We start from the raw sequence: 23363 nt of genomic DNA, 5'->3' as shown, positions 1-23363 counted from the left end.
ATCTCTCGTTCGTTCACCGCGAACGGAATAAATGAATGGGTATGGTGAATACCAGCTGGCAAATGCTATTATGGATGATAGAAAACATAATGAGAAGTACACACTTTTTTGTACTCTAGGCACCGAAAAGTACTATAGGTACTTTTTAGTGCCCATCAGAAAGAAGGGGCTGTCATGAAGAAAAAGAAATACAACATCTCTGTAGAAGCCACACTAGAAGTAATCGGCGGAAAGTGGAAATGCGTGATACTCTGCCATCTTACACATGGCGAAAAACGCACGAGTGAACTCAAGCGGCTAATGCCTGGCATTACCCAGAAAATGCTGACTCAACAGCTGCGGGAATTGGAGGATGACGGGATCATTAACCGGATTGTCTACAACCAAGTCCCGCCAAAGGTCGTATACGAGCTGAGTGAATACGGCTGGAGCCTGAAAGGGATACTCGATACTCTCTGTGCATGGGGGGAACAGCATATCATTCGTGTGTATGGGGATACTGCAGATATGCTGGAGGATAGCATTTTAAATCAAAAGAACTGACAAAGGAAGGAATCAAAAATTTGCACAGCAGCCGACCTTTATGATACGCATGCAAGCTGGCAAATCCGCGGTAATCCAAAAAAATGGCCGCAATCTCTTCATGAACGCAGCTCCTTGACTGCCATTCCTGCATCACTCGTTCCTTTTGAAGGCATTTCACCGTGCGCTCCGTCACCCAGATTCAAGAGCACGCATCCGGAGATGATCAGCGCGATGGCGATCCCTTTTTTCACGGTAAACAGATCGTTGAAAAAGTACACACCGATCACGGCAATGGCGGCTGTACCCAATCCCGACCAGATCGCATAGGCAGTCCCTACCTCCATTTCCTTGAGGGCCAGGCTTAGCGAAGAAAAGCACATGACGTAAAATACAAACATCAGTACAGACGGGATTGGCTTTGTCATCCCCTCGGACATCTTCATCGATGTAGTTCCTGCCACTTCCAGCCCAATCGCCAGAAGAAGATAGACCCAACTCATTTCTTTTCCCCCTATTCCGTTTCTTGGCGCACCACGCCGCCCAGCAAGATATCAATCATGGCATTCAAGGCCTCGCCCATCGTCATGCTATTTTTACCCAGCGCCTGCTGATCGACGAGCTGTTCGAGGCATCCCGTATACATCTGAATCAAAATGGGAAGCTGAATCCTGCGGAATATCCCCGCAAGTATGCCTTCATCCAGAATCAATCCGACGTGCTCCCACTCCTGCTGATAGAAATCCTCTACCAATTTCCACTGCATGGGATAATACCGCTTCAACTCGTACCAGACACGCAGATTGGTGCCGGCAAACCCATTCGGCAGCAGACCGAGCAGCTGCCTCAATTTTTCAATCAGATCCAGTTCCTTGTCGTGCAGGATCAGATCCTCTCTCTCTCGTAATTCCCGAATGCTCTCCTGAATGATTCGGGTAATCAGTTCTTCTTTGGATGTAAAGACCGCATACAAGGTTTTGGTGCTCACTCCCACGCGCCGGGCCAAATCAGACATTGTAAAACGTATTCCCCTTGATTCAATCTCATGTATGGCGCACTGCACGATTCGTTCCTGCACTCGATCATCTCCCCTTCAAGAAAACTAGGAAAATAATATGTTTTCTTTATTTTCCACATTATCGAGCCTACCTGCTTATCAATCAACTGTCAATTGAAAGAAAGCTCTTACCTTGTGAATTTACGCGAATTCGGTGATCCAAGTCGCCTGGAAAAGGATTTTCACCATTCTCACCTTCTTGCCCTTATTCTACGAACACGAAACAAGCTGACACCAGTCGAGGCTGATCCCAGCTTGTTATCTAATGCTTCGCTTACTTTATTTGATTTAAATTGTTTTGTGGCGTTTCATTACTCTGTATTCGTAATATATTTTGAACAAAGAAACGATACCTCACTTCATGAAATTTTGTTCCATCAGGCATACCCGCTGTATGAGGGGTTAAGACAACGTTTTTCAAAGTTCTTAGTTCACTGTCCAATTGTAAAGGCTCCACAGTGAATACATCAAGGCAAGCTCCGCCAATGACATTATTCTTTAGAGCTTCTATCAAATCGTCTTCACATACAATAGGTCCTCTTGCTGTATTCACAAGTAACGCATTTCTTTTCATTTTACTTAAAAATGCTTTATTGACTAAATTTCTGGTAGACTCGTTAAGAAAAATATTGATGGTAATAACGTCAGCATTTTTCACCAATGTATCCAAATCAACCATTTCAACGTCATTACTTTGAATATTTTTATTTGTGTCATACGCCAGCACTTTCATCTTAAAGGCTTTTGCCAGCTCCGCTACTCTGGAGCCTATCGCGCCAAAGCCGATTGTACCGATTGTTTTTCCGAGCAACTCGCCCCCGGCGTACTCCAGTTTCGTTTCATCTTCTCGATTCTTCATGCTTTGATCCAGAAAAGAGATGTTCTTGTAGTAGCCAAGAATCAACGCCATAATATGCTCAGCTACTGCGTTGGCATTTACTCCAGCCGCATTGCTCACCCAAATGTTTTTCTTGGTACACGCTTCAATATCTACATTATCAAAGCCGGCACCCGTCTGAACAAATTTTAAGTTCTTCGCTTTATTCAACAAGGCTTCGTTTACTTCGATATGCTCTGGAATTAACACATCCGCTTCACTGATGAATTCTTCGATTTGCTGAGGTTCAACGATTTGAACATTCCAGTCCTCCGGAAATGATTGCGTCACTCGTTGTTTCGAATAATCGTTAAAATATCCTGTAATTAATACATTCATTTATCCAACAGCTCCTTGTCATCCGTTTATGCATTTGCCCAAGCTTCAAAGAAAGTACGCTTTACATTTGCAATAACCAGCTTGGGTGATTCATTCTCTAGCCGCCCAACCTCAAAGGTCATTACTGGCTTTCTTGTTGGTTTTGGGCTCTTGAAAAAATCAATGTCATTCAACGTTGTGATGAACGCTGTCAGCTCATTCACGCCCACCTCCGAGTCTTTGACGCCAAACGGAATGTGCTTATCCCCGAAGTAGCTAGCTTGTCTATCTTTCAAGTAACTATTCCCGATATGAATGTGCGTCAAATAGTCTTTGGCCAGCCATAATGATTTGTGTGGGTCTTCTCCCATAATCGGAAGGTGGCTTTGATCCAGCAAGAGACCAAAATTGTTATATTCGCTTCGGATCATTCTGGCTACATGTACCGCCTCATGGGTAGGGCCCAGCAAATATTTGCGGTCAACATGACGATCCCCGATTTCCAATGAAATGCACAGCTCATACGTATCCGCTTTATCTTTTGCATACTTGCATAGCTCCATGGTCGAAGCAATAAACGCGTTGATATTTTGCTGTTTGTTTTCTTCGCCTTCAAATTTACCTGTCACGATATGCATGATTTTCGCATTCATTTCATAGCAATGGTCAATCAGCATTTGGCATTGAATGATAGACTTGTTTCTAACAACCGGATCCAAAGAACTTAAATCAATCTGTAATTCTCGAAAGGCATCTCCGCCATTGAAAATGATCTCGACACAACTGTACTGCATATACTTCCTGGCAAGCTCCCTTGTCTCTTTATCCGCGATATAAGAGACTTCCACTGCCGTAAAAAAGGGGTCTTCCAGAATTGTTAATAGACTCGAAATCATCTGTTCAGGCTGGCTTTGCGAAAAAGGAAACAGCTTAGGCAAGACAATGCCTATGCTTGCCGTTTTTTCCAGTTGATCGATCATACAATTTTACCGGACACGATGAGCTCAGGCAGTTCTTTCACGGTATCAAGCACATGCGTATGATAATACTTGCCCCATACTTCGATAGGAGTCGAGCCTTGCATGACGCCAATGACCGCTTTACAACCAGCATTGTATCCTTCGAGCATATCAGCAGGCGTATCGCCGAGTTTAATGACTTGTCTTACGTTTTGAACATTTAAATATTCCATTGCTTTGAAAATCATAAAGGGAGCCGGGCGTCCTTTTCCTTCTGGAACCATATCAAGGTCAACTGCATAATCGATCAAGCCATTCTTCACCCAACCGAGCGACTCCATAATGACACTGTTGATCTCTTTATGGAATCCTGTCCCCGTCGCTACTTTGATTCCATTGTCTTTGCACCATTTCAACGTTTCTGTTGCGCCTTCGATTTCTCGGCAATTTTCTTGATAATAAGCAATCATGTATTCGGTATATCGATCGTAAAGTTTGACAGCTTCATCGTGCGTCGAACTATCAATATCTACTTCAAAATTTTTGAAGTCGATCATATTCCCTTTTGTTCTTGCAATCAAAAATTGATAGAGATGAATCTTGTTTGTTCCCATGTGGGTGCTGATTTCATCTTTTGTCACGTTTAATCCGTATTCAACGGCCGCTTTGTGAAGACAATCTCTGACTCCGTTATTGTCCTCTACCAGGGTTCCCGCCAAATCAAATACAGCCAATGCAATGTCGTTTTTCATTTTTCATCTCTCCATTTTTTTTATGATGGGAAAGGAACCCCCAGTTGCTCTCTCATGGTGAGCTCCCTTCCATACGTGTTTGCTTGTGACGATTATTGCTTCAGAGCCTTGTCGAGCTCTACTTGCGCTTTTCTTTTCGCCTCTTTCAGCGCTTCTTGTGCAGGGATATTTTCAATGAGAACTTTGTCTTTCGCCAGCTCGATTTCTGCATAAATCTTACCACCTGTCGGATCTACAAAAGGAGCAATCCCATTCGTTTTTGCTTGTTCCAAAGGTACTGATAAATATGGGTTTTCTTTCAATTTATTCTGGTAGATATCTGTATTCACCGCGCTGTCCCGAATCGGAATATATCCTGTTTCTACAGCCCAGTAAGCCGTTTTTTCCGCTTCCGAGAAGAATTTCACGAATTCCCAAGCACCTTGTTGTTGCTCTTTGGAGGACGCTTTGAACAGGTTAAACATGACAGATGTCGCTACAGGTCTAGGCTTTTCTCCATGAAATCCTTTTTGCATCCCTGTTGCCACTTTGGTGAAATCCAAATCGCCTCCGTCGCCGGAAGAACCTGTGTATCCTGCGGATTTTCCATTCATCACATTGTCAATCGTTTTATACCACCATTCCCAGCCATTCCCACCGTATACCGTGTCCATGATTTTGTCCTCATGAACCCATTTGCGAATGTTATCCCAAGCATAAATCCATTCTTCCGAGTCGATCGTAACGGTCTTGCCGTCTTTGCTGACGATATCGCCACCAGCTGAACGGGCGTAATCGATCATATGCTCTGCGTACCACATGATTGACCAGCCGCTAATCCCTTCCTTTTCTTTGATGAGCTTCGCTGCATCAGCCAATTGTTCAAAGCTTTTCAGAGAATTGTAATCAATATGGTATTTTTCAAAGATATCTTTTCGGTAGTACATCATTTGTGTAGCGACATATGCCGGAACACCTAAGGTTGCCTCATTGTATTTGCCTTGCTCCAACAGCAGAACGTCGTCCTTTTTATACTCCGGTTGATTGATATACTCATCCAATGGAAGCAACGCATCGCTCTTTGCCAGCTTCATAAATTCTGGGTAACCGTTAATAGATAATGCGGGAGGCTTACCCGCTGCGAGTGAAGCCTGCAGTGCTTGCAACGTTTCACCATAGTCCCCTTGGATAACCGGCACGACTTCATATTGCTGATTTTTGCTGTTAAAATCCTGAACGATTTTTTGCATCGTCTCCCCGAGCTTACCGCCAAGACCATAGTAGAACTCCAGTTTGATTTTCTCTTTTGGGTCAGACGCTGACGCTGCATTCGCATTGTTTTCCGATGTGGTATTATTCGAGCAACCGACTACCCCCGTCAAAATGAGTGCAGAACACATGATAGAATAAACGACGCTCTTGGCGTTTCTTGTCCGCTTTTTCACAGTGAAGCCCTCCCGATAAATAGCTGTTTTGGTCTCAATTGGCAATGCCGACATTTATCAGTCCCTGGATTCCAGCTAATGCACATCACCACCTTATTATTTGTTCACATAGAGATTGGCCATTGAATGAATGATCCTCTTACTGGAAATGGCCAACAGGATTAACATAGGCGCAAGCGACACCGCGCAGGCAGCCATCGCTAGAGGGAAGTCCATTCCATAGCCTGCCTGACTCATAAACAACCTGCGCAAGCCGATCGTGACGAACATGTTATCCTCTGACTTGATCAACAGCGATGGCCACATGTAGTTGTTATAGCTGTAAATGAATGTGATCAACACCAAGGATGCAATCGCATTTTTGCAATACGGCATATACACGGTAAAAATGAGCCTCAAATGCCCTGCGCCATCCAATTTAGCGGCGTGAACCACATCCTTGGGCACCTGGGCAAAAGATTGCCGCAAGAAAAAAATCGCAAAGATGCTGATGAATTCACTGAGAATATACCCGATATGCGTATCCAGCAAATTCGCTTTTGATAACAGAATAAAGGAGGGAATGTACGTTACCGCTGATGGCAGCATGTACGTCGCCAATATAAGCACAAAGCAGTAACGGACCCATCTTTTCTGAACCGTGGCGAATACATACGCCGCAAAAATAGCAGTTGCGATTTGAAAAACTATGATAATCAGGCTGACGTAAATACTGTTCCACAAATAAAGCAACATCTTGGTATCCGTAAATATGCGGATGTAATTTTCAAAATGAAAGGTTGACGGCAAAAGATTCCCGCTATAAATCTCGTTTTTCGGTTTTACGGAAATGATGAACATCCAAATAAATGGAAATACCATCATTACGCTCAACAAAATTAACGTTGCATAGTTAATGCCCATTTTTAATTTTGCCAAGGACAAAGCCCCCACCTCATTTCGGAAACAGTAGTTTAGATAGGAAGAAATTCAGCGCGCTGATCAGAAGACATATGACAAGGAAAATCATCGCCAACGCCGAAGCAGGTCCTGTTTCATACAACTCAAAAGCTAATACATAGAAGTAGTACAGAATCGTTGAGGTCGCACCTGAAGGTCCACCTTGCGTCAAAATATAAATCTGATCATAGGCTTTGAGCGAATTCAGTGTAAAAAAGACGAACATAAACACAAGGATGGGAGAGATCGCCGGCAGGGTGATTCTTAGTAATTTTCGTAACCCTTTGCCCCCATCCAGATCATTCGCTTTCTCTACTTCCGGATCTACCTTTGCCAAAGCAGAGGAAAGTAACAATACGGCCAATCCCGTATACTGCCAGATCGTGACGATAATGACGACAATCATCGCCGTAGTTTGTCCACCCAGCCACTTTACCGGTTCTGCGCCTACTCCTTTTAGAAGTGCATTTACAATCCCCGATTCACTGTCGAATATGCTGACCCATACCATGGATACCACGACAGTTGGTGTGATCCATGATGAAAAAACAGTGGCAACAAAGAAATTACGTAAGGCCTTTATCTTGTTTAACCTGATCGCCACGAACAACCCGATAAGAATTGGCGGGACTACCGTAAAAAATGTAAACACAAGCGTATTCTTCAAAACCTTTGCAAAAAAAGAATCGCTGATTAAATTTTTGTAGTTCTCCAGCTTTACATAATCAAAAGTTGGCGAAATGTAGTTCCAATCCGTAAAGCTAATGTGGAACGTTTTAATCATTGGATATATCCAAAAAATTAGTAACGGAATCAGTGTCGGCAACAGTAGCGCAAGCGACCATAGGTTGTCTTTTCCATCTCTGCTGATTGGTCTACCCATTTAATCGTACTCCCTAATCATGCCTTTAATCTTTCTGCCGTCACATGGGTGCGAGATTTGGAACAACGCCGCTATCGTAGGTGCGATGTTCTCTATGTTTGTTTCATCCATTATTTTGTTTATCTCGATTTGGTCGCCCTTACACACCATAAACCCATTCATTTCATCGACATTGGCAGGATGATACCCATGCAAGCTTTTCATATTCCTGTATTTCGGCTGTTCCGGGGGAACGATATCTTCGCCGCATACCGTATGATTCAAATCCAAGATACCGACAGGCCGATATTCCGAACTGGATTCTCCTTCCAGCGCATAAAAAAGATTCACTTGAGGCAGACCGCTAAAATAATCCATGATTTCTCTGTTTTGCTGATGCTCCAATGAACTGTAAAACAACAACGAACCGCTTCCATCGCCGACAAATCTTATTTGATTGTTGTGCAAATTTTGCTGCCAGCGGCTTTGCGCCAAAATCTCATTGGGATAAAAGAACGTTCGAACATCGCTTTGACCATGATCGGAAAAGACAATCAGGTTGTATGGTCGATGCGACTTTTTTAACGCGTTGTCAATTTGCCCGATATATTCAAACAGCATTTCAAGACAACGGGCTGCCTCCATTGAGTCCTTCCCATATTGGTGCGACAGCGCATCATAACAGACAAACCTAGCAGCGATGAAATCATATGCCGCAGATTCAATCGCTTGTATCGTTTCAAGCAGTGCTACTGTATCGATTTCCTCCACAGAAACGGTTCCTTGGATCTTTTTTTTGCTGCCAGATTCCGTAACCAGATGATGAATATAAGGGTTCCCGGACGTCATCGGCCAATGGATGCAGCAGCTCTTCCTTTCGTTCTCGGCAAGTGAATAAAATAACGTCTGCTCATGTAAAGATTCATTGCAAATGATCTCGTGGTCGCCGTACAACTCGATTCTTTCCATCGTCCCAGAACGAGACACAACATTATCAAAGACAAGATGCTTGTCATGATTGCTCCCGGTCATCGCCGTAGCATGAGCATTAAAGGTAACCGACGGAAACGTTGTGATCAGTTTTTTACAGTATGAAAAGCCATTCATTATAAATTGCTGTGAGCTACGTTCAAAGTTTTGATGACTTAAGCCATCTAACGAGATGAGCACATTCATTGGCGACTCCTTAGGTTTTTTTCCGTTTGTTTGTCAAACACGTTGACATGATTTGCATGCATCCCCACGTGCAGCTTCTGCCCTTTTGAGTACATCTCCGTAAAGCTCTTTTTCACAATAAAATTGGACGTCTTATACTTTAGGTGCAACAACACATCCGTACCGATAATTTCCGTAAACAATACCTCCATTTCCAATGTATTGTTCGTGTCTTCCGTGATGAAACAATGCTCAGGTCGAATCCCTGCTACAACCTTGGGGCTATCTTTCATCACTTCTATCGGTAGGTTTGTTTCCAGTAACACCCCATCGATGTCCACATACGTTTGTCCATTTCGATTCATCAGAACAGCATCCAAATAATTGATTGGTGGAGAACTGATGAAATTGGCGACGAACATATCCACAGGGCAATCGATTATTTCCATCGGCGTTCCGATTTGCCTAAACTTCCCTTCGGCCATAATCGCGATCCGGTCGCCCAGGGTAACGGCCTCTACCTGATCATGGGTGACATAAATGAAAGTAGAGTTTAAACGCTCATGAAGTTTTTTAATTTCAATTCTCATTTCATTTCGCAACTTGGCATCCAGATTGGATAACGGCTCGTCCATTAAAAAGACTTTCGGTTCTTTGACAATAGCCCTGCCGATTGCTACCCGCTGTTTTTGCCCGCCTGACAATTGGCTGGGGAGCCGTTTCAGCAATGAATTGATCTGCAAAATATCCGCTGCTGCCTTAATGCGTCTTTCCCTTTCGGCTTTTTTTACCTTTTTTATTTTCAGACCGTAAGCCATATTCTCAAATACGGTCATATGCGGATAAAGAGCATAGTTTTGAAAAACCATCGCTACTCCCCGATCCTTAGGCTCCACGTCATTTACACAAACATCCCCGATATAGACTTCACCGTGCGTGATTTCTTCGATGCCGGCAATCATTCTGAGCAAAGTAGACTTCCCGCATCCGGACGGTCCTAGCAACACCAGAAACTCTTTGTCTTTAATCTCAAGACTGATATGATCGAGTGTATGCTTTTCTTTCGTATATTGTTTCGACAATGCGTTCAACGTAATACTCGACATGATGAATACCCCCTCATCCATTTGCTTGGTTGGCGTCGTTATGTCATATACTGAATGGCGAATACACGAACCAGATTTTTCATTTTTAACCATTCAAAAATAATTGGATATTTGATAAAATTGTCTTATAAAACTTGAAAATCACCTTCTGTACAAAAAATATTGTACACTAAGCACGTTCTTAATGTGTTAACACAGTGTCAATCTAGCTTGTGTTTTTTGTAAATTGACTCTCGTATTTTGTAAAAAGCAGAGGGGGTGTATGAATGAAGCGAATGACCACGCAGGGTCAGGAAGAGCCGTCGCAGCGCCGCATCGAATTACGCGCCCAGGTTATCGAAGCCATTGCGCAGACGATGGATCTTTACGGCGCCAACCATTCGTTCGGCAAGCTGTACGGTTTCATGTTTTTCGAGGATAAGCCGATGACACTTGAGGACATGAAAGACTATATGAACATGAGCAAGAGCAACATGAGCTATGCCATCCGATCACTGCTGGATTCCAGAATGGTCACCAAGTTGGAGGAGAAGAAGGACCGAAAAGATCAGTATGTGGCGGAAACCGATTTTTTCCAGACATTCCGTGTCTTTTTCACCATGAAACTACAGCGGGAAATTGATGTCATGCTCGGGGCAATCAACCAGGTGATTCCCGAGCTTTCGGAAATCGCGCTTGCAGAGGACACCTCCGATGCCGAGAGACAGGAATGCCTGCGAGATCTTCATAAGCTGCGCCACGGCGTAAACTATTACACCTGGCTTCAGAAGTTTGTGAATCGGCTGCGGGACGGAGAGTATTTAGATTAGAAATAAGTCTTTATCAGCGGGATATTGACCAATGGATAGCCTTAGTACATCGGCGGCCCGAAAGAGGGATACATCTGACTGGCCATCCAGGGATTTTCATTCTCGTTGCAGTAAAAATATTTCCCAAATAAAACAGCCCTTTATCCAAGGGCTGTTGTCTTATTACTCACCTGTATCTCCATCATTGTCACCGTCCAGACCAGCTCTATCCCCCTCCAAGAAGACACTAATCCTTAGTACATTCTTGGAGGCGAGGTGGGATGGCACCCTATATGGTACGACAACTTTCCAATGCATCCCGTTCTCGATTTCATTTCGTCAGAATCAATACATGCTTTTACCGGATGCGCTCATCCTGCCGGAACTTCTCCAGGAGCTGCGCCATGTCCAGTTTCACTTTCAACTCCGTCACTGCCTTTTTCCCTCGATTCTACGAATGTGCGTTCGGATAGTAAATGAGGAAAAATGTCCATGCTGAAAAACGGACCCCAGGAGTTGGTCAGGATGACCTTTTTTCATTTCATATGACATTGACTTTACGCAAATAGACTGATGAGATTTCCATCCGGGTCAGTGACAATCGCATAGCGCTGGCCCCAGAAGGCATCCCACGGTTCGCGATGTCCCACATAGCAGTGGTGCATCAGCTTTTCGTACAGGGCATTCAAAGCGTCTGCGCTGTCACACAAAAACGCCAGTTCGATTCGGTGGCCGGTCGGCTCATCCCAACTGCCATACACACCCTTTGCGACCTCCACGGTGTCAAACGCTAGACGTAGACCGTCCTGTGCCACTTCCACATGCATTTCTGTATTTGCTCTTTCCGGTATTTCCAGGCCGAGCACACGATAAAAATCCAGTGATTTCTTCATATCCTGCACGACAATTCCCACCATATCCAGCTTGATTCCCATTGCGTTCACTCCTGTTCCTACTCGATATTTTGCAATTCCAGCTTTACTTTTTTGGGCAGCTTTTGGACGACGAGCTCATGCGAGTGAGCAATGAGACGTTCCCACAGCCCCTCTGGAATATCTGCGTCGAAGTAAATGGAATTCCAATGTGTTTTGTTCATGTGGTAGCCAGGAATGATCCCTTCGTAGATTTCTCGCAGTTCATCTGCACGAGCCGGATCACACTTCAATGTAAGGATGTCTTTCCCTTTGGAATCGCTACCGATCATCGCAAACATTTTTCCGCCTACATGGTAACGATCGCACTCCCAATCGACCTGATAGTCATGGGTGCAGCCCAGTTGCTTTCGGCAATACACATCCAACGTTTCCTTCTTCACTCTACATTCCCCTTTCCTCGAAATGGTCGCTACCACGTACTCTCGACACCAGTATAGACGGTGACGAACCGGTAGACTTGTAAAAATCGGACAAGATTACGAGTAGACATTCATAGTTGGCTTGGCACCAAAACTTGGGAGGGCGGCAGTCCGTAAAAACGTTTGAACTCCTTGATAAAATGCGGCTGATCAAAATATCCGTACGTGTATGCGAGCTGTGTTAGGTGAGCAGGTGGCGTGTGATAAAGGCTTTGGAGCATCGCTTGAAAACGAATGATTTGGGACAGCTCTTTGGGGGAGACTCCCAGCTCATGCTGAAACATCCTCCGCAGATTGCGTTCACTGTAGCAGAGTGTTTCCGCCAATGCCTTTATGGAAAGATTGCCTTGGGCAGCGTACAGATAAGAAATACTCGTCTGTAGCAGGCCCTCCGAAATGGACGAATGACTATGTAAGCAGCGACGCAGCTTTCTTTCCACAACTTCAATCATTTCACGAATTCCAGGTGCCTCCATCATTTCTTCTACCAGCAGCCCTGCTTCACTCCCCCACAGATCAGCGAGCAAGGGTGGACTGCCGCGAAACGCAGAAACAGGATCGCGTAGAAACAGGTGGATGGTCTCCGCAAAAAAGCGAATGCCGAACAGCGACTGGGGTCGGGTGAGATCGAGTACTTCATAGCTCGTCATCAATTCCGAAATGAACGCGCCTTTGGTGAGTGAGGGAGCCTTCCGATCAACAATAATGTCGATGCAGCCATCCGGAATAATCCGGTGTAGCTGAGTGTGCTCTATGGGGGAAAAGTCGCTTGTCCAATAACACGCAACATACGGCTCCAAGCCATCGCTTGGTTCATACTCCCGATAATCATAGTGAGGCTGTAATAGCCCCTTTTGGATGACAGGTGGCTGTAACGGTCGATAGATTCGCTTCAATGGTGCCACCCCCTTTTCATTTCCTCCATAACGATCTAATTTCCTCATTTTACCACCCGATGCCTGCTTGTCATACACTCACATCAAAGAATCCAGACAGAGACTCACTCCTCGCGTGTCCCCCGTATATCATAGCGAGAATGGACTATTTCCAAGCGAGGTGCATGCTGTATGATCTCCTCCTCCAAATGGAGCCTTCACAAGTTTTTTGCCAAAAGCCCGCACATTCGTCCGTTTTTACCTCCCACTTCTTTGTATCAACCTGCCTTGCTCAGCACCTATTTAGGCAAATACGAGACCGTCTACATCAAACCGACGAGAACCCATATGGGAAAAGGCATTTTGCGCGTACAAAAAAAGGACAGCGGTTATCAGTTCGTCAAGGAGCGTGGGGAGCCCGTAGAAGTACCCTCTCTGGAAGAACTGCAAAGAAGGCTGGAGAAACAGTGCGTAGAAAAACAATACATTATTCAAAAAGGAATCGATCTGGCGGAGTTGAACGGACGCCCTTACGACATCCGCGTGATGATGATGCGAAACGGCCTCGGCAAGTGGCAATACGCAGGGATGCTGGCTAAAGTCGCCGGGTCCGACAGTATCATTACGAATGTGGCACGTGGTGGTGGGTATGCCGTCACAGTCCCTCATGCCTTGAAAAAATCGTTATCGCTCAGCTCCAATGAAATTCGCAAAATCGAGCAAAACCTCATTCGTCTCAGCTATCAAGTATGCTCTCATTTCAATAAATACAGGCATTCGGCCCAGATAGGGGTAGACTTTGCCATCGACAAACAGGGCGGAATCGTCGTGATCGAGGTCAATTACGACTTTCCTTCCCACGGATTATTCGCCAAGCTCAAGGACAAAACCTACTTTCGGACGATCAAGCGGCTCCACTTTCAATACCGCAACCGAGTCAAACGAAAAAAGAGCTTCACGCCCACGAAAAAAAGGAGAGCATGAGCGCCCTCCTTTTTTAGTTATTCGGTTGCCAGAGATTGTGAACCATGACCTTCCAGCACAGAGGTACAATTCGGGCAGCGCGTCGCCTTCAACGGGATCGAGGTAATGCAGTGCGGGCATTCCTTGGTCGTTACTGGCGTCTTGACCTCTTCCTGCTTGCGTTTGAATCGGTTCAGCTGCTTGATCACGATAAAGATCGAGAATGCGATGATCAAAAAGTCGATGACGCTGTTGAGGAACAAGCCGTAGTTTAGAGTCGCCGCCCCTTTTTCCTTGGCTGCTTTCAGCGTCTCGTAATGAACGCCACTCAAATTGATGAACAGATTGGAAAAATCAACCTTGCCAAGCAACAACCCGATGAGCGGGGTAATTAAGTCATTTACCAATGAAGTAACAATCTTTCCAAAAGCACCACCGATTACGACACCGACTGCCAGATCAAGCACGTTGCCTTTTAAGGCAAACTCTTTAAATTCTTTCAACAAGGCTATCGTCTCCTCTTATCCCATGTACTCGCCTGATGGACAGGCGGTCTTCCTTTTCACAAGCTACATGACAAATTCCAAAAAATGCTGAACGAAGCGGTCATGATCGACTTCGACGCACACATCCACATTGGGCGGGAACTCCGGGTGCTTCCGTCTGTCGCCAATCGTACGCGCATCACTCGCACTACCTGACGTATCTACCTGAACGTGCATCGGAACAGCTGTAACAAAAGTAGGGTCGATGACGACACCGACTGCGAGCGGATCATGTAGCCCACATCCACGAACGTTGCCGACCTTGGCGTACGCATCCATGTAGACGTCACAAATATCTGCGAAAAAGCGGCTTACTTTTGTATCGCGTTCTCGCCATTGCTGCAGATGCTCTCGCGTGAGGAGTGTCTGCATGGTCACATCCAGACCAACCAGAGTCAGTGAAATTCCTGATTGAAAGACGTACGCTGCCGCTTCAGGATCCGCACAAATATTCGCTTCAGCCACAGGCGTCCGATTGCCCGGAACAGCTACGGCTCCCCCCATGACAACGACCCGCTTGACGAGAGAGACGATCTCCGGCGCAGCCATGATCGCCAACGCCAGATTGGTCATACTTCCTACCGTGACCAAGGTAATTTCATTCGGCTGTGCCTTGATCGCCGACACGAGATATTGTGCTGCACTTATCGCTTGGGGAGCGGACGTAGGCAAAGGCAGCATGATATTACCCAAACCGTTCTCTCCATGAAACAGCTTGGCCTTTTCTTTTAGCTCGCGAACGAGTGGCTTGAAAGCTCCCTGATAGACCGGGATATCTGTAGCACCAACCAGCTCCAGTACTTGCAGTGTGTTGCGTGTCGCTTCTTCGACACTGATATTTCCAAACGTGGTCGTAACTCCGCAAACCTCCAAATCAGGAGAATGAACGGCGTAGGAGAGCGCCATCGCGTCATCGATTCCGGTGTCCACGTCGATGATGACTTTTTTCTTCATCACAAGCTCCCCTCCTTGACTGATATCCCCTGCAACCACTGACGAAACGGCTTCACGTCAATGCCTATGACGACTTCTGTATCGATTCCTACGCTGGGCTTTGCCCGTAAATCAGCTAAAACCGCTCCGCGCGCCAAGGGACTGTGGCATTCAATCGTTAGCTTCATTTGCTGCTTATGTATGTGCTCAGGGTGCAACACAGCGATCATTGTACTCCATGCATCCAAGCGAGTGCCATCCTCTAAAGACGGTTGCTCTTTTTCCATAGATGCTTGCGCGATTCCGAGCGCGACAGCTTTGCTCAAGATTGCCTGGCTATCCTCCAGCGTCAGACGCAGATCGTCTGTGGCGTCGAATGGAACCAGCTGCAAAGGTAATCCTGCTGCCCATACAAAGGCAGCTGCCTCCGGATCGGCGTGGAAATTCGACTCTGCCACGGCCGTCGCATTTCCTGGCACACGGATGGCACCTCCCTGTACGACGACTCGCTCCAGCTTTTCTGCTATTCGCGGGTCAATCGCCACCGCTGTTGCCAGATTGGTCAAACGCCCCAGTGTGACCACCGTGAGCTCTCCCTTATATTCATTCGCTTTTTCGACGAGCAAGCGTGCGGCAGCTTTACTCTCCTCGGGACGACTAAATAAAGGCTGACTGCCTCCAGCTGCCACTGGAATCTCGCTATCCGGAAGAGCCAACCCTATCAGCTTTTTCGCGAGACTACTACCTCGCTCCATTTCCGTGTCGCTACAACCGACTCCGACAACCTCCACATCAGGCGCTTGTAAGGCGTACCACAAAGCGACGGCATGGTCGATGCCCCCGCAAAAATCAATAAACAGCTTCTGTTTTTCTGCCAGCGTCCTCACCTCTTGCAATGCTTCTCATTTTCTCACTGCATCTATGCTAACCATTTCAATAACAGCCGTCAAATGTAAGCATTCGTACTACTTCTCGCCTATTGCAACCAGCTAGCAACTATTTTACACTTAACGTTGACTTCGACAAAATCCGCCACATTTTGCAATCCTCATGACCCGCCGCTGACGGTAAACCGCCTTGACGGTAGTCGAAGCCAATGAAAATTGGTCACGTACCAGCAAAGGAGATAGGGTCATGCTCTCTGTTGAACCCTCGACTAACGAACTACTTACCCTGGCAAAAGCTCAGCTCCTCCGTTCCCTGCACCAGCAGAAGACAAAACCTTATTTGCCCGTATGGGGAGAGCTATTTACCTCCCTGCGAGATATCGTCAGACATGGAAAGCAAGCGCAAGAAAACATACTCGTCTATCCCATGCGCCCGACCGGAACTCTCTGGTATCTCTATCAGGAAAATCAGTTTCTGGCCGATCTACCCGACCCCGGCATAACGATCTCCATGACACAAGAACAGCTACTAGACGCTCTGGTAAAAGGGAGTTTTCCACCACTAACAACTGACAACAGGTCCATCAACGGATAAACGGTTACTGCCCGTATCCAGGTGGGCCTTTTTGGTTGCCTCATAGGAATCCAAACGGCACCTTGCTTATACACAAAAAAAGCCCAGGCTATCAAACCTGGGAAGAGTAGTACGGAATATTTAGGTGAACAATTTCATCTTATATCTAAATGCCCGCTTTATCTAGCTGTATTTTTAGGTACATGTACCTAATTTCACCTATTTGAAAAACGATTAAAAAAAAGAGGCGGCCCTCCTGCACAGTTTGGGTGCCGCCATCCCGAACTTCCCCAAGTTCGTTCATACTGGCATTGTACTATGAATCTTTGTTATCGAAAAGTGTCAGGTTTTGTTTTATATCGAAATATTGAAAATACCTATATCCTAGAGCAAAAAAAGCCCTGGTTCGAGGCGGCGATCCAGGGCCTATTCTTCTTCTATTTGTTGTCGCCGCCTGCCACATCTGCTGCCCTCGGTCCAAAGAGAATATACAGATAGACGTATTGACTGACACTCACTTTGGGAAAAACAAAAGCAATGCTAGATTTGCCTTCCATTTGCCTAACCATATACCGCAGGTTGCTCGTTTTGATCTTCTTCATGACTCGGGATGCTTCTCGCCACGTTACGGAAAATTGGACGTTTTTTTCCATCAGACAAACACCTCACGCGGCTAGTATGCCCGAATTGGAAAATGTAAACACCCGCTCTTTATTCGTAACGCAGGGCATCAATCGGCCTCAGCTGTGCTGCTTTTCTCGCCGGATAGACACCGAAAACGACTCCGACCAGAGAAGAGGTCAAAAACGCGTACAGGATCGGCGAAATACTGATCGCTGTAGTCATGCCTCCAAATTTGCTGATTGCAAGCGCTGCGCCGACCCCCAAGACAATCCCTATGATCCCGCCGATCAAGCTGAGTGTGACTGCTTCAATCAAAAACTGTCGAAGAATATCGCCACGTTTGGCGCCGATCGCTTTGCGAATACCGATCTCTCGCGTACGCTCGGTTACAGACACCAGCATAATATTCATGACCCCGATACCCCCTACTATCAAGGAAATTGCTGCGATTCCTGACAACAAGGCTGTCATCGAGCTGGATACTTCCTGGGCGGTGCTGAGAATATCCGTCTGTGAAGTGATGCGAAAATCATCTGCCGCCTGCGGTCTTAGATTGTGCTTGCTGCGCAACGTGCTTTGGATATCCTGTTGCGCTTGCTCCATCTGATCCGAGGACACGGCTGAAACGTAGATCGTGCCGACATTCTTTCCACCAGTCAAACGATTCATCGCCGTCGTAATCGGGATGATGATGCGGTCGTCATTGTTGGTCATACCGGAGCTTCCCTGACTTTTCAGTACACCGATAATCGTAAAGGGAATCTTGTTAATCTGCACGGTTTGCCCAATCGGGTTGGTGTTGTTGTTGGAGAACAGATTGTTCGCTACCTCCGTACCAATGACCGCCACATTGAATTGCTGCTTGACTTCAAAATTGGAGAAAAAGCGTCCTCTCTCTACCTGGGCATTGCGTACTTGGGGAAACGCGGCTGTGGTCCCTTCAAGAGAACTGGAGTAGTTATTGCTCCCCCATACGATCTGCCCCCTTCCATTTACGCTAGGGGCTACGCCGGACACAGACTCCTTTTGCTCGATCGCCTCCGCATCGGCCAGAGTCAACGTATTGAGAGAGCCTGCTCCCAGACTAACCCTCCCTTGTGTTGCTTGACCTGGCGAGACAATCAGGAGGTTACTCCCCAATCCATTGATCTGAGTAGCCACACTGCTGGAAGTCCCTTCTCCGATTGCGACCATGGCGATGACTGCCGCTACGCCGATGATGATGCCCAGCATGGTGAGGATCGACCGTAAACCATTGGCTCGGATGCTCCGAAATGAAATACGTATGCACTCTACTAAACTCATCGCTTCACTTCCTCTGAAGACGCTCTTCTCCGCTCGGATACCACTTCATTCGATACGATCTGTCCATCGCGAAAACGCACAATCCGTTTGGCATATTCCGCGATATCCGGTTCATGTGTTACGAGAATGACGGTTTTTCCCGCATCGTTTAGCTGCTGAAAGATGCCCATGATTTCTTCACTCGTCTTGGTGTCCAAGGCACCCGTCGGCTCATCCGCCAGCAAAATGACAGGATCATTGACCAGTGCTCTCGCAATGGAAACGCGCTGCTGCTGTCCACCCGACAACTCGTTCGGTTTGTTGACCAGACGATCTTTCAGGCCCACATCGATCAACGCTTGGATGGCCCGCTCCCGCCGTTCTCTTGCAGGTGTGCCTCCGTACAAGAGCGGCAGCTCCACATTTTCTACAGCTGTCGTGCGTGGGAGCAGATTAAAATTTTGAAAGACAAAACCAATCTTGCGGTTGCGGATTTCCGCGAGCTCATCATCATGAGCCTGCGACACGGGGTAACCATCCAAATAAAATTCTCCCGATGTCGGTTTATCCAGGCAACCGATCACGTTCATCATCGACGACTTTCCTGAACCGGATGGTCCCATGATCGCGACGAAATCTCCTTCTTCAATCGTCAGGCTGACGCCGCGCAACGCCTGAATTTCCTGATCTCCGATTTGATACAGCTTTTTTACGTCTTCAATCTGAATGACTGGTTTCATCTGCTCATCGACCTCTCATTCCGCCTCCCCCACCAGAGAAGCCTCCTCCCATACCGCCCATGCCGCCCAAACCAGGCATGCCACCCATGCGATTAGAGTTCTGGCTCGAAGATGAGGTAGTTGCGGTGTTTGCTAGGAGAACGACTTTGTCACCTTCTTTCAATCCTTCCGTGATTTCGACTTTGTCTGATGCAAAGTAACCGATCTTTACAGGCTGAAAACGATACGGTCTGCCTGAGTTGTTATCGGTGCTGCCTGCGTACAAGTACACACCGTCTTTACCATTTTGGGTCTGCAAGGCTTGAGCGGGAACGACCAGCACATTTTGATGGGTCCCGATCTCGATCGTCACATTCATCGTCATGCCGATCTTCAGCAGACCTTCCTTGTTGGAAACCGAGAGCAAAACATCATAGCTCGTCACACCTGAGTCCGTTTTTGCCTCTGGATACACCAGCTTGACGGTTCCCGTGAATATCTTGTCTGTATAGGAGCTCGTCGTAAAGGAAACGTTCAGACCTTCTTTTACTTTACCGATATCGCTCTGACTGATTTGCGCCAATACTTCCAGCGCTCCGGAATTCGAGTTGTCCATAATAATGAAGTCGCTACCTGGTATTTCCCCGGCGTTCCCATTTAGTTGTACGATCACGCCATCCATCGGAGCTTTCAAAGTAACTGCATGTAAAGCCTTTTGCGCTTGCTGTAGCTGCGCTTTTGCCTGCTCGACCGCGGCTTTAGCAGATAGGACAGTCGAGGCATCCGGACCTTCATGGGCTTCGTTTAGCGCTTCAACTGCTGTATCGTAGGCCGCCTGCGCCTGCTCTACCTTGCTGGTCGATTGGCCCTTGGTTTGGCCAGCTGTCAGAACTGCTGTGTTGTAGTCACGCTGTGCCTGATCCAGATCCGTTTGTGCTGTATCATACTCTGTCTTGGAGATAGCACCCGCCTCGTACAAAGCTTTTTGCGACGCGTATGTTTTCTGCGCATTGGCCAGACTGGCTTTCGCTTTCGCCTCATCGTTGATCGCTTTTTGCGAGTCGATAGACTGCTTTGCCAGCTCCAGATCGGTCTTGGTCTGGTTGACGTTTGCTTGCAAGGTTTTCATTTCCGCCGTAGTCTTGCGTTTCTGTGCTTCATCCAGCTTGGCTTGGGCGGACAAAAGATTCGCTTGGGAATTGGTCACCTGGATTTGGGCGACAGAGTCATCCATCGTGGCCAGCACTTGTCCTGCTTTTACTTGATCGCCTACCCCGACCTTGATGGAAGAAATCGCGTCCTTGGCATCCTCCGCATCGGCAAAAGACAGAGACGTTCGTTTGGATGCCTGCACGGTACTCGATGCCAGTACCGTCTCTGACACGTCACCCGATTTTACGGTGTCTACCTGAAAAGCCGCCTGGGCTCTTTTCGGGGTCATGAAAGTTTGATAGCCGTATACCCCACCTCCGATCAGCACGACCGCCAATCCGAGTACCATCCATCGTTTATTGCTCGATCTTCCTTTGGAAAAAAACGTACGTTTCTTATCCGCTTCCGTCACTTGGAGACTCCCCCCGTAGCTTTCTTGTTTGCAGCTAGAACCTTTTGCTGGGATCAATATACGGAATGAATACGTCAGGATCACGTCAGATTTGGATGGCTTGTCGCAAAAAAAACGACCTTGCCCACCGGCAACGTCGTTTGCTATCCATCTATTCATTTGCGTAGGATCAGCGTAAAGGTCGTTCCTGCTTCCGAGCTGTGTGTCAGCACCAGATTTCCTCCCAGTGCCTGCGCAATCATCCGGCTAAAGGACAGGCCTAATCCCAATCCACGTACGGTGTGCTTCTTCTCTTCCCCGCGGTAGAATCGATCAAAAACAAAAGGCTGTTCCGCGGCTGGAATCCCCATCCCGTTGTCCTTTACAGCAATGCGAATCTCCTGTTCCGTCTCAGATAGACTCACATCGATTCGTCCACCAGCCGCAGACGATGCTTGTGCGGCATTGTTCAGCAAATTGTAGAGCACTTGTTGAATGCGCAACGGGTCAGTAGAAACAATGATCGGCTTTTCCGATTTGTCGACAGTCAGCTCAAGCGTGTCCTCCTCCTGAACGATCCGCCATTGATGAGTGATTTCCTGCACGAGCTCATGCACATTTTGACTCTCTCTGCGGATGCGAATATCCCCCACTGCAAACGAGTTGAAGTCGAGCAGATCCTCCACCATTTTTTGCAGGCGCGCTGTTTCTTTGGAGCAGATCTCCAAGAATTCCTTTGCCTCCACACCGCTGACGATGTCATCCTTGACCGCCTGAACAAGCCCGCTGATCGAGGTAACAGGCGTTTTCAGCTCATGCGTCACACCCGCCAAAAGCTCCGTTCGCATCAGCTCCAACTGCCGCAGACGATCGGCCATCTCTTTGAACGAGTGGATCAATTCATAGATTTCCTTTTCGCGGCTGTTTTTGTCCAAATGGATGTCGTAGTCACCGGTGACGATCTGTTTCGCCGCATCTGCGACGTCCTTGATCGGCTGGGAGAGCTTTTTCGTCAGCAGGTAGATGACGAGCCAACCGAGCAGTCCCAGGCTGATCAGCATAATGAACAGCAGCTGAAATTCCGTTGTGCTCCTCATCATTTCCTTTTTCGGAGTAAACAGCAGGACCCAGCCCACATTTTTCTCCTGTGCCGTAATACTTCGTTTCACAAACAGCAGTTTTTCACCGCGTGAGAGCGTGACCTCTGTCACCTCTTCCCCCGCTTCTGTCAGCTCGACTGCTCGCTTTGACAATTCGCTGGAAAAAGGACCGGGGCCATTAAATACCGGGCGATTCTGTTCATCGAGTATGAGCATAAATGGCTTGTAATTCAGGCGCAACGTCTCTTGGCGGTTGTCCAGAATGCGGAACAAAAACGGGGTGATCTTGATTTTCCCCTCTGTATCGAGAATGCGCTCAGAAATCTCTGCAGCCGTCAGTCTCATGAAATCGAGGCGTTTTTGCGTTTCGTTGTAAGTGATCCAGACGCTCGAAGCGATCCCTACAACCATTAAACCGACACACAGGATGATCAGGTAGCGCGTCGTCCAATAGCGAAAAAGCGTGGTCTGCTTGTTTTTATTCATACACACACAGCTTGTATCCTAATCCGCGATAGGTTCGGATCTCCCCTTCTGCAGTCGGCCAGTTCTCCAGCGATCTTCGGATTCGTTTGATCGACAGGTCTACGGCACGATCGCTCCCTTCGTAATCCATGCCCCACACTTGTTCGATGAGCTGCTCTCTCGTGAACGTCTGATTTTTGTACTGCGCCAAAAACAAAAATAACGACAGGTCTTTCGGGGTAAACGCCAGCTCAATCCCGTGTAGGGTGACGGTATACGCCTTGAAGTCTACCTTCAGGCTGCCGAAATGTCGGAGCTGATCGCCCTGTATGATATGAGCAGATCGGCGCAGCACAGCTTGGACACGCGCCACGACCTCATCCGCAATAAACGGTTTCGTTATGTAATCATCGGCTCCCTGATGCAATCCCATCAGTTTATTGTCGATCTGCCCGAGTGCCGTCAGCATGATCACCGGGCACGAGCTTTTTTTGCGTATATGTTCCAAAATGCTCCAGCCGCTTTTGCCAGGAAGCATGACATCCAACAAGACAAGCGCCGGGTTGACTGCATCAAATTTCCGTACAGCCTCGTCACCGGTAAACGCCTGCTCCACCTGAAACTGGCTCTTTTCCAGATAGGCCTTCAAAACACGGGAGATCGGCAATTCGTCTTCCACAATCAGGATGTTCTTCATTCCCGCTTCACTCCTCTTTCGATCGCACACTCCTTTACTAG

General features: G+C 47.1%; 26 protein-coding genes. 4 read left to right on the top strand and 22 right to left on the bottom strand.

The window, feature by feature from the left end; genetic code table 11:
- The first annotated feature begins 174 nt into the window (after positions 1-174).
- Positions 175-543, top strand: coding sequence for a winged helix-turn-helix transcriptional regulator (locus tag AN963_RS01380; RefSeq protein ID WP_055742776.1), 369 nt, complete (start codon positions 175-177; stop codon positions 541-543).
- 98 nt (positions 544-641) lie between these two features.
- On the opposite strand, the gene AN963_RS01375 is transcribed toward AN963_RS01380, so the two are convergent.
- The 10 genes from AN963_RS01375 to AN963_RS01330 form a co-directional block, all read right to left on the bottom strand.
- Entirely contained in the window at positions 642-1025 is a 384-nt protein-coding gene (locus AN963_RS01375) for a DMT family transporter (protein WP_055742775.1), read from the bottom strand.
- 11 nt (positions 1026-1036) lie between these two features.
- Positions 1037-1537 (bottom strand): TetR/AcrR family transcriptional regulator, encoded by a 501-nt coding sequence (locus AN963_RS01370; RefSeq protein ID WP_236707852.1) that lies wholly within the window; start codon positions 1535-1537, stop codon positions 1037-1039.
- Positions 1538-1853: 316 nt separating this feature from the next.
- Positions 1854-2795: an NAD(P)-dependent oxidoreductase gene (locus AN963_RS01365; RefSeq protein WP_055742773.1), complete on the bottom strand. Its 942-nt coding sequence runs from the start codon at positions 2793-2795 to the stop codon at positions 1854-1856.
- Positions 2796-2821: 26 nt separating this feature from the next.
- Positions 2822-3754, bottom strand: a complete 933-nt coding sequence (locus tag AN963_RS01360; RefSeq protein ID WP_055742772.1) for a sugar phosphate isomerase/epimerase family protein — start codon at positions 3752-3754, stop codon at positions 2822-2824.
- Positions 3751-4485 carry an HAD hydrolase-like protein gene (locus AN963_RS01355; protein ID WP_055742771.1) on the bottom strand — a complete coding sequence of 245 codons (735 nt, stop codon included), beginning with the start codon at positions 4483-4485 and terminating at the stop codon, positions 3751-3753. The genes AN963_RS01360 and AN963_RS01355 overlap by 4 nt, the downstream gene beginning before the upstream one ends.
- A gap of 92 nt (positions 4486-4577) precedes the next feature.
- Entirely contained in the window at positions 4578-5909 is a 1332-nt protein-coding gene (locus AN963_RS01350; RefSeq protein WP_055742770.1) for an ABC transporter substrate-binding protein, read from the bottom strand.
- A gap of 96 nt (positions 5910-6005) precedes the next feature.
- Positions 6006-6827 carry a carbohydrate ABC transporter permease gene (locus AN963_RS01345; RefSeq protein ID WP_236707851.1) on the bottom strand — a complete coding sequence of 274 codons (822 nt, stop codon included), beginning with the start codon at positions 6825-6827 and terminating at the stop codon, positions 6006-6008.
- A gap of 16 nt (positions 6828-6843) precedes the next feature.
- Positions 6844-7731 carry a carbohydrate ABC transporter permease gene (locus AN963_RS01340; RefSeq protein WP_055742768.1) on the bottom strand — a complete coding sequence of 296 codons (888 nt, stop codon included), beginning with the start codon at positions 7729-7731 and terminating at the stop codon, positions 6844-6846.
- The gene (locus AN963_RS01335; RefSeq protein WP_055742767.1) at positions 7732-8886 is read right to left on the bottom strand and encodes an alkaline phosphatase family protein; all 1155 of its coding nucleotides are present in this window, start codon (positions 8884-8886) and stop codon (positions 7732-7734) included. It lies immediately after the preceding gene.
- Positions 8883-9971 carry an ABC transporter ATP-binding protein gene (locus AN963_RS01330; protein WP_055742766.1) on the bottom strand — a complete coding sequence of 363 codons (1089 nt, stop codon included), beginning with the start codon at positions 9969-9971 and terminating at the stop codon, positions 8883-8885. Before AN963_RS01330 ends, AN963_RS01335 begins: the two co-directional genes overlap by 4 nt.
- Positions 9972-10237: 266 nt before the next feature.
- On the opposite strand from AN963_RS01330, the gene AN963_RS01325 reads away from it, so the two are divergent.
- Complete coding sequence (locus AN963_RS01325) at positions 10238-10780, top strand: GbsR/MarR family transcriptional regulator (protein ID WP_055742765.1); 543 nt, start codon at positions 10238-10240, stop codon at positions 10778-10780.
- Positions 10781-11316: 536 nt separating this feature from the next.
- Here AN963_RS01325 and AN963_RS01320 read toward each other — a convergent pair.
- The 3 genes from AN963_RS01320 to AN963_RS01310 all read right to left on the bottom strand — a co-directional run bounded on the left by AN963_RS01320 (position 11317) and on the right by AN963_RS01310 (position 13009).
- Complete coding sequence (locus AN963_RS01320) at positions 11317-11694, bottom strand: VOC family protein (protein ID WP_055742764.1); 378 nt, start codon at positions 11692-11694, stop codon at positions 11317-11319.
- Positions 11695-11711: 17 nt separating this feature from the next.
- Positions 11712-12074, bottom strand: coding sequence for an MmcQ/YjbR family DNA-binding protein (locus AN963_RS01315; protein ID WP_055742763.1), 363 nt, complete (start codon positions 12072-12074; stop codon positions 11712-11714).
- A 110-nt stretch (positions 12075-12184) separates the two neighbouring features.
- Positions 12185-13009: a helix-turn-helix transcriptional regulator gene (locus AN963_RS01310; RefSeq protein ID WP_161827247.1), complete on the bottom strand. Its 825-nt coding sequence runs from the start codon at positions 13007-13009 to the stop codon at positions 12185-12187.
- Between the two features lie 171 nt (positions 13010-13180).
- Here AN963_RS01310 and AN963_RS01305 point away from each other — a divergent pair, with 171 nt between their 5' ends.
- On the top strand, positions 13181-13972 hold the full coding sequence (locus tag AN963_RS01305; protein ID WP_055742761.1) for a YheC/YheD family protein: 792 nt from the start codon (positions 13181-13183) through the stop codon (positions 13970-13972).
- A 17-nt stretch (positions 13973-13989) separates the two neighbouring features.
- Here the strand turns inward: AN963_RS01305 and mscL are convergent, their stop codons facing one another.
- From mscL to AN963_RS01290, 3 genes are all read right to left on the bottom strand, one after another.
- On the bottom strand, positions 13990-14457 hold the full coding sequence (gene mscL, locus AN963_RS01300; protein WP_055742760.1) for a large conductance mechanosensitive channel protein MscL: 468 nt from the start codon (positions 14455-14457) through the stop codon (positions 13990-13992).
- A 63-nt stretch (positions 14458-14520) separates the two neighbouring features.
- Positions 14521-15450, bottom strand: a complete 930-nt coding sequence (locus tag AN963_RS01295; RefSeq protein WP_055742759.1) for a nucleoside hydrolase — start codon at positions 15448-15450, stop codon at positions 14521-14523.
- A complete protein-coding gene (locus AN963_RS01290) occupies positions 15450-16316 on the bottom strand; it encodes a nucleoside hydrolase (RefSeq protein WP_236707923.1) in 867 nt (288 codons plus the stop codon). Before AN963_RS01290 ends, AN963_RS01295 begins: the two co-directional genes overlap by 1 nt.
- Positions 16317-16563: 247 nt before the next feature.
- Between AN963_RS01290 and AN963_RS01285 the strand changes: the two genes are divergently transcribed.
- Positions 16564-16911 (top strand): hypothetical protein, encoded by a 348-nt coding sequence (locus AN963_RS01285; RefSeq protein WP_055742757.1) that lies wholly within the window; start codon positions 16564-16566, stop codon positions 16909-16911.
- A 416-nt stretch (positions 16912-17327) separates the two neighbouring features.
- Here the strand turns inward: AN963_RS01285 and AN963_RS01280 are convergent, their stop codons facing one another.
- The 6 genes from AN963_RS01280 to AN963_RS01255 all read right to left on the bottom strand — a co-directional run bounded on the left by AN963_RS01280 (position 17328) and on the right by AN963_RS01255 (position 23322).
- Entirely contained in the window at positions 17328-17543 is a 216-nt protein-coding gene (locus tag AN963_RS01280) for a hypothetical protein (RefSeq protein ID WP_055742756.1), read from the bottom strand.
- A gap of 58 nt (positions 17544-17601) precedes the next feature.
- Positions 17602-18819, bottom strand: coding sequence for an ABC transporter permease (locus AN963_RS01275; protein WP_055742755.1), 1218 nt, complete (start codon positions 18817-18819; stop codon positions 17602-17604).
- The gene (locus AN963_RS01270) at positions 18816-19538 is read right to left on the bottom strand and encodes an ABC transporter ATP-binding protein (RefSeq protein WP_055742754.1); all 723 of its coding nucleotides are present in this window, start codon (positions 19536-19538) and stop codon (positions 18816-18818) included. The genes AN963_RS01275 and AN963_RS01270 overlap by 4 nt, the downstream gene beginning before the upstream one ends.
- A 4-nt stretch (positions 19539-19542) precedes the next feature.
- Positions 19543-21081: an efflux RND transporter periplasmic adaptor subunit gene (locus AN963_RS01265; RefSeq protein WP_055744404.1), complete on the bottom strand. Its 1539-nt coding sequence runs from the start codon at positions 21079-21081 to the stop codon at positions 19543-19545.
- Between the two features lie 155 nt (positions 21082-21236).
- The gene (locus tag AN963_RS01260) at positions 21237-22646 is read right to left on the bottom strand and encodes a HAMP domain-containing sensor histidine kinase (protein WP_055742753.1); all 1410 of its coding nucleotides are present in this window, start codon (positions 22644-22646) and stop codon (positions 21237-21239) included.
- Positions 22639-23322 carry a response regulator transcription factor gene (locus AN963_RS01255; RefSeq protein ID WP_055742752.1) on the bottom strand — a complete coding sequence of 228 codons (684 nt, stop codon included), beginning with the start codon at positions 23320-23322 and terminating at the stop codon, positions 22639-22641. The genes AN963_RS01260 and AN963_RS01255 overlap by 8 nt, the downstream gene beginning before the upstream one ends.
- Positions 23323-23363 lie beyond the last annotated feature (41 nt).

The organism is Brevibacillus choshinensis (assembly GCF_001420695.1).
In the GTDB taxonomy this organism is placed as follows: Bacteria; Bacillota; Bacilli; order Brevibacillales; family Brevibacillaceae; genus Brevibacillus; species Brevibacillus choshinensis.
Note: the sequence above shows the minus strand (reverse complement) of the source record. Positions and strands in the feature narration are given on the sequence as shown.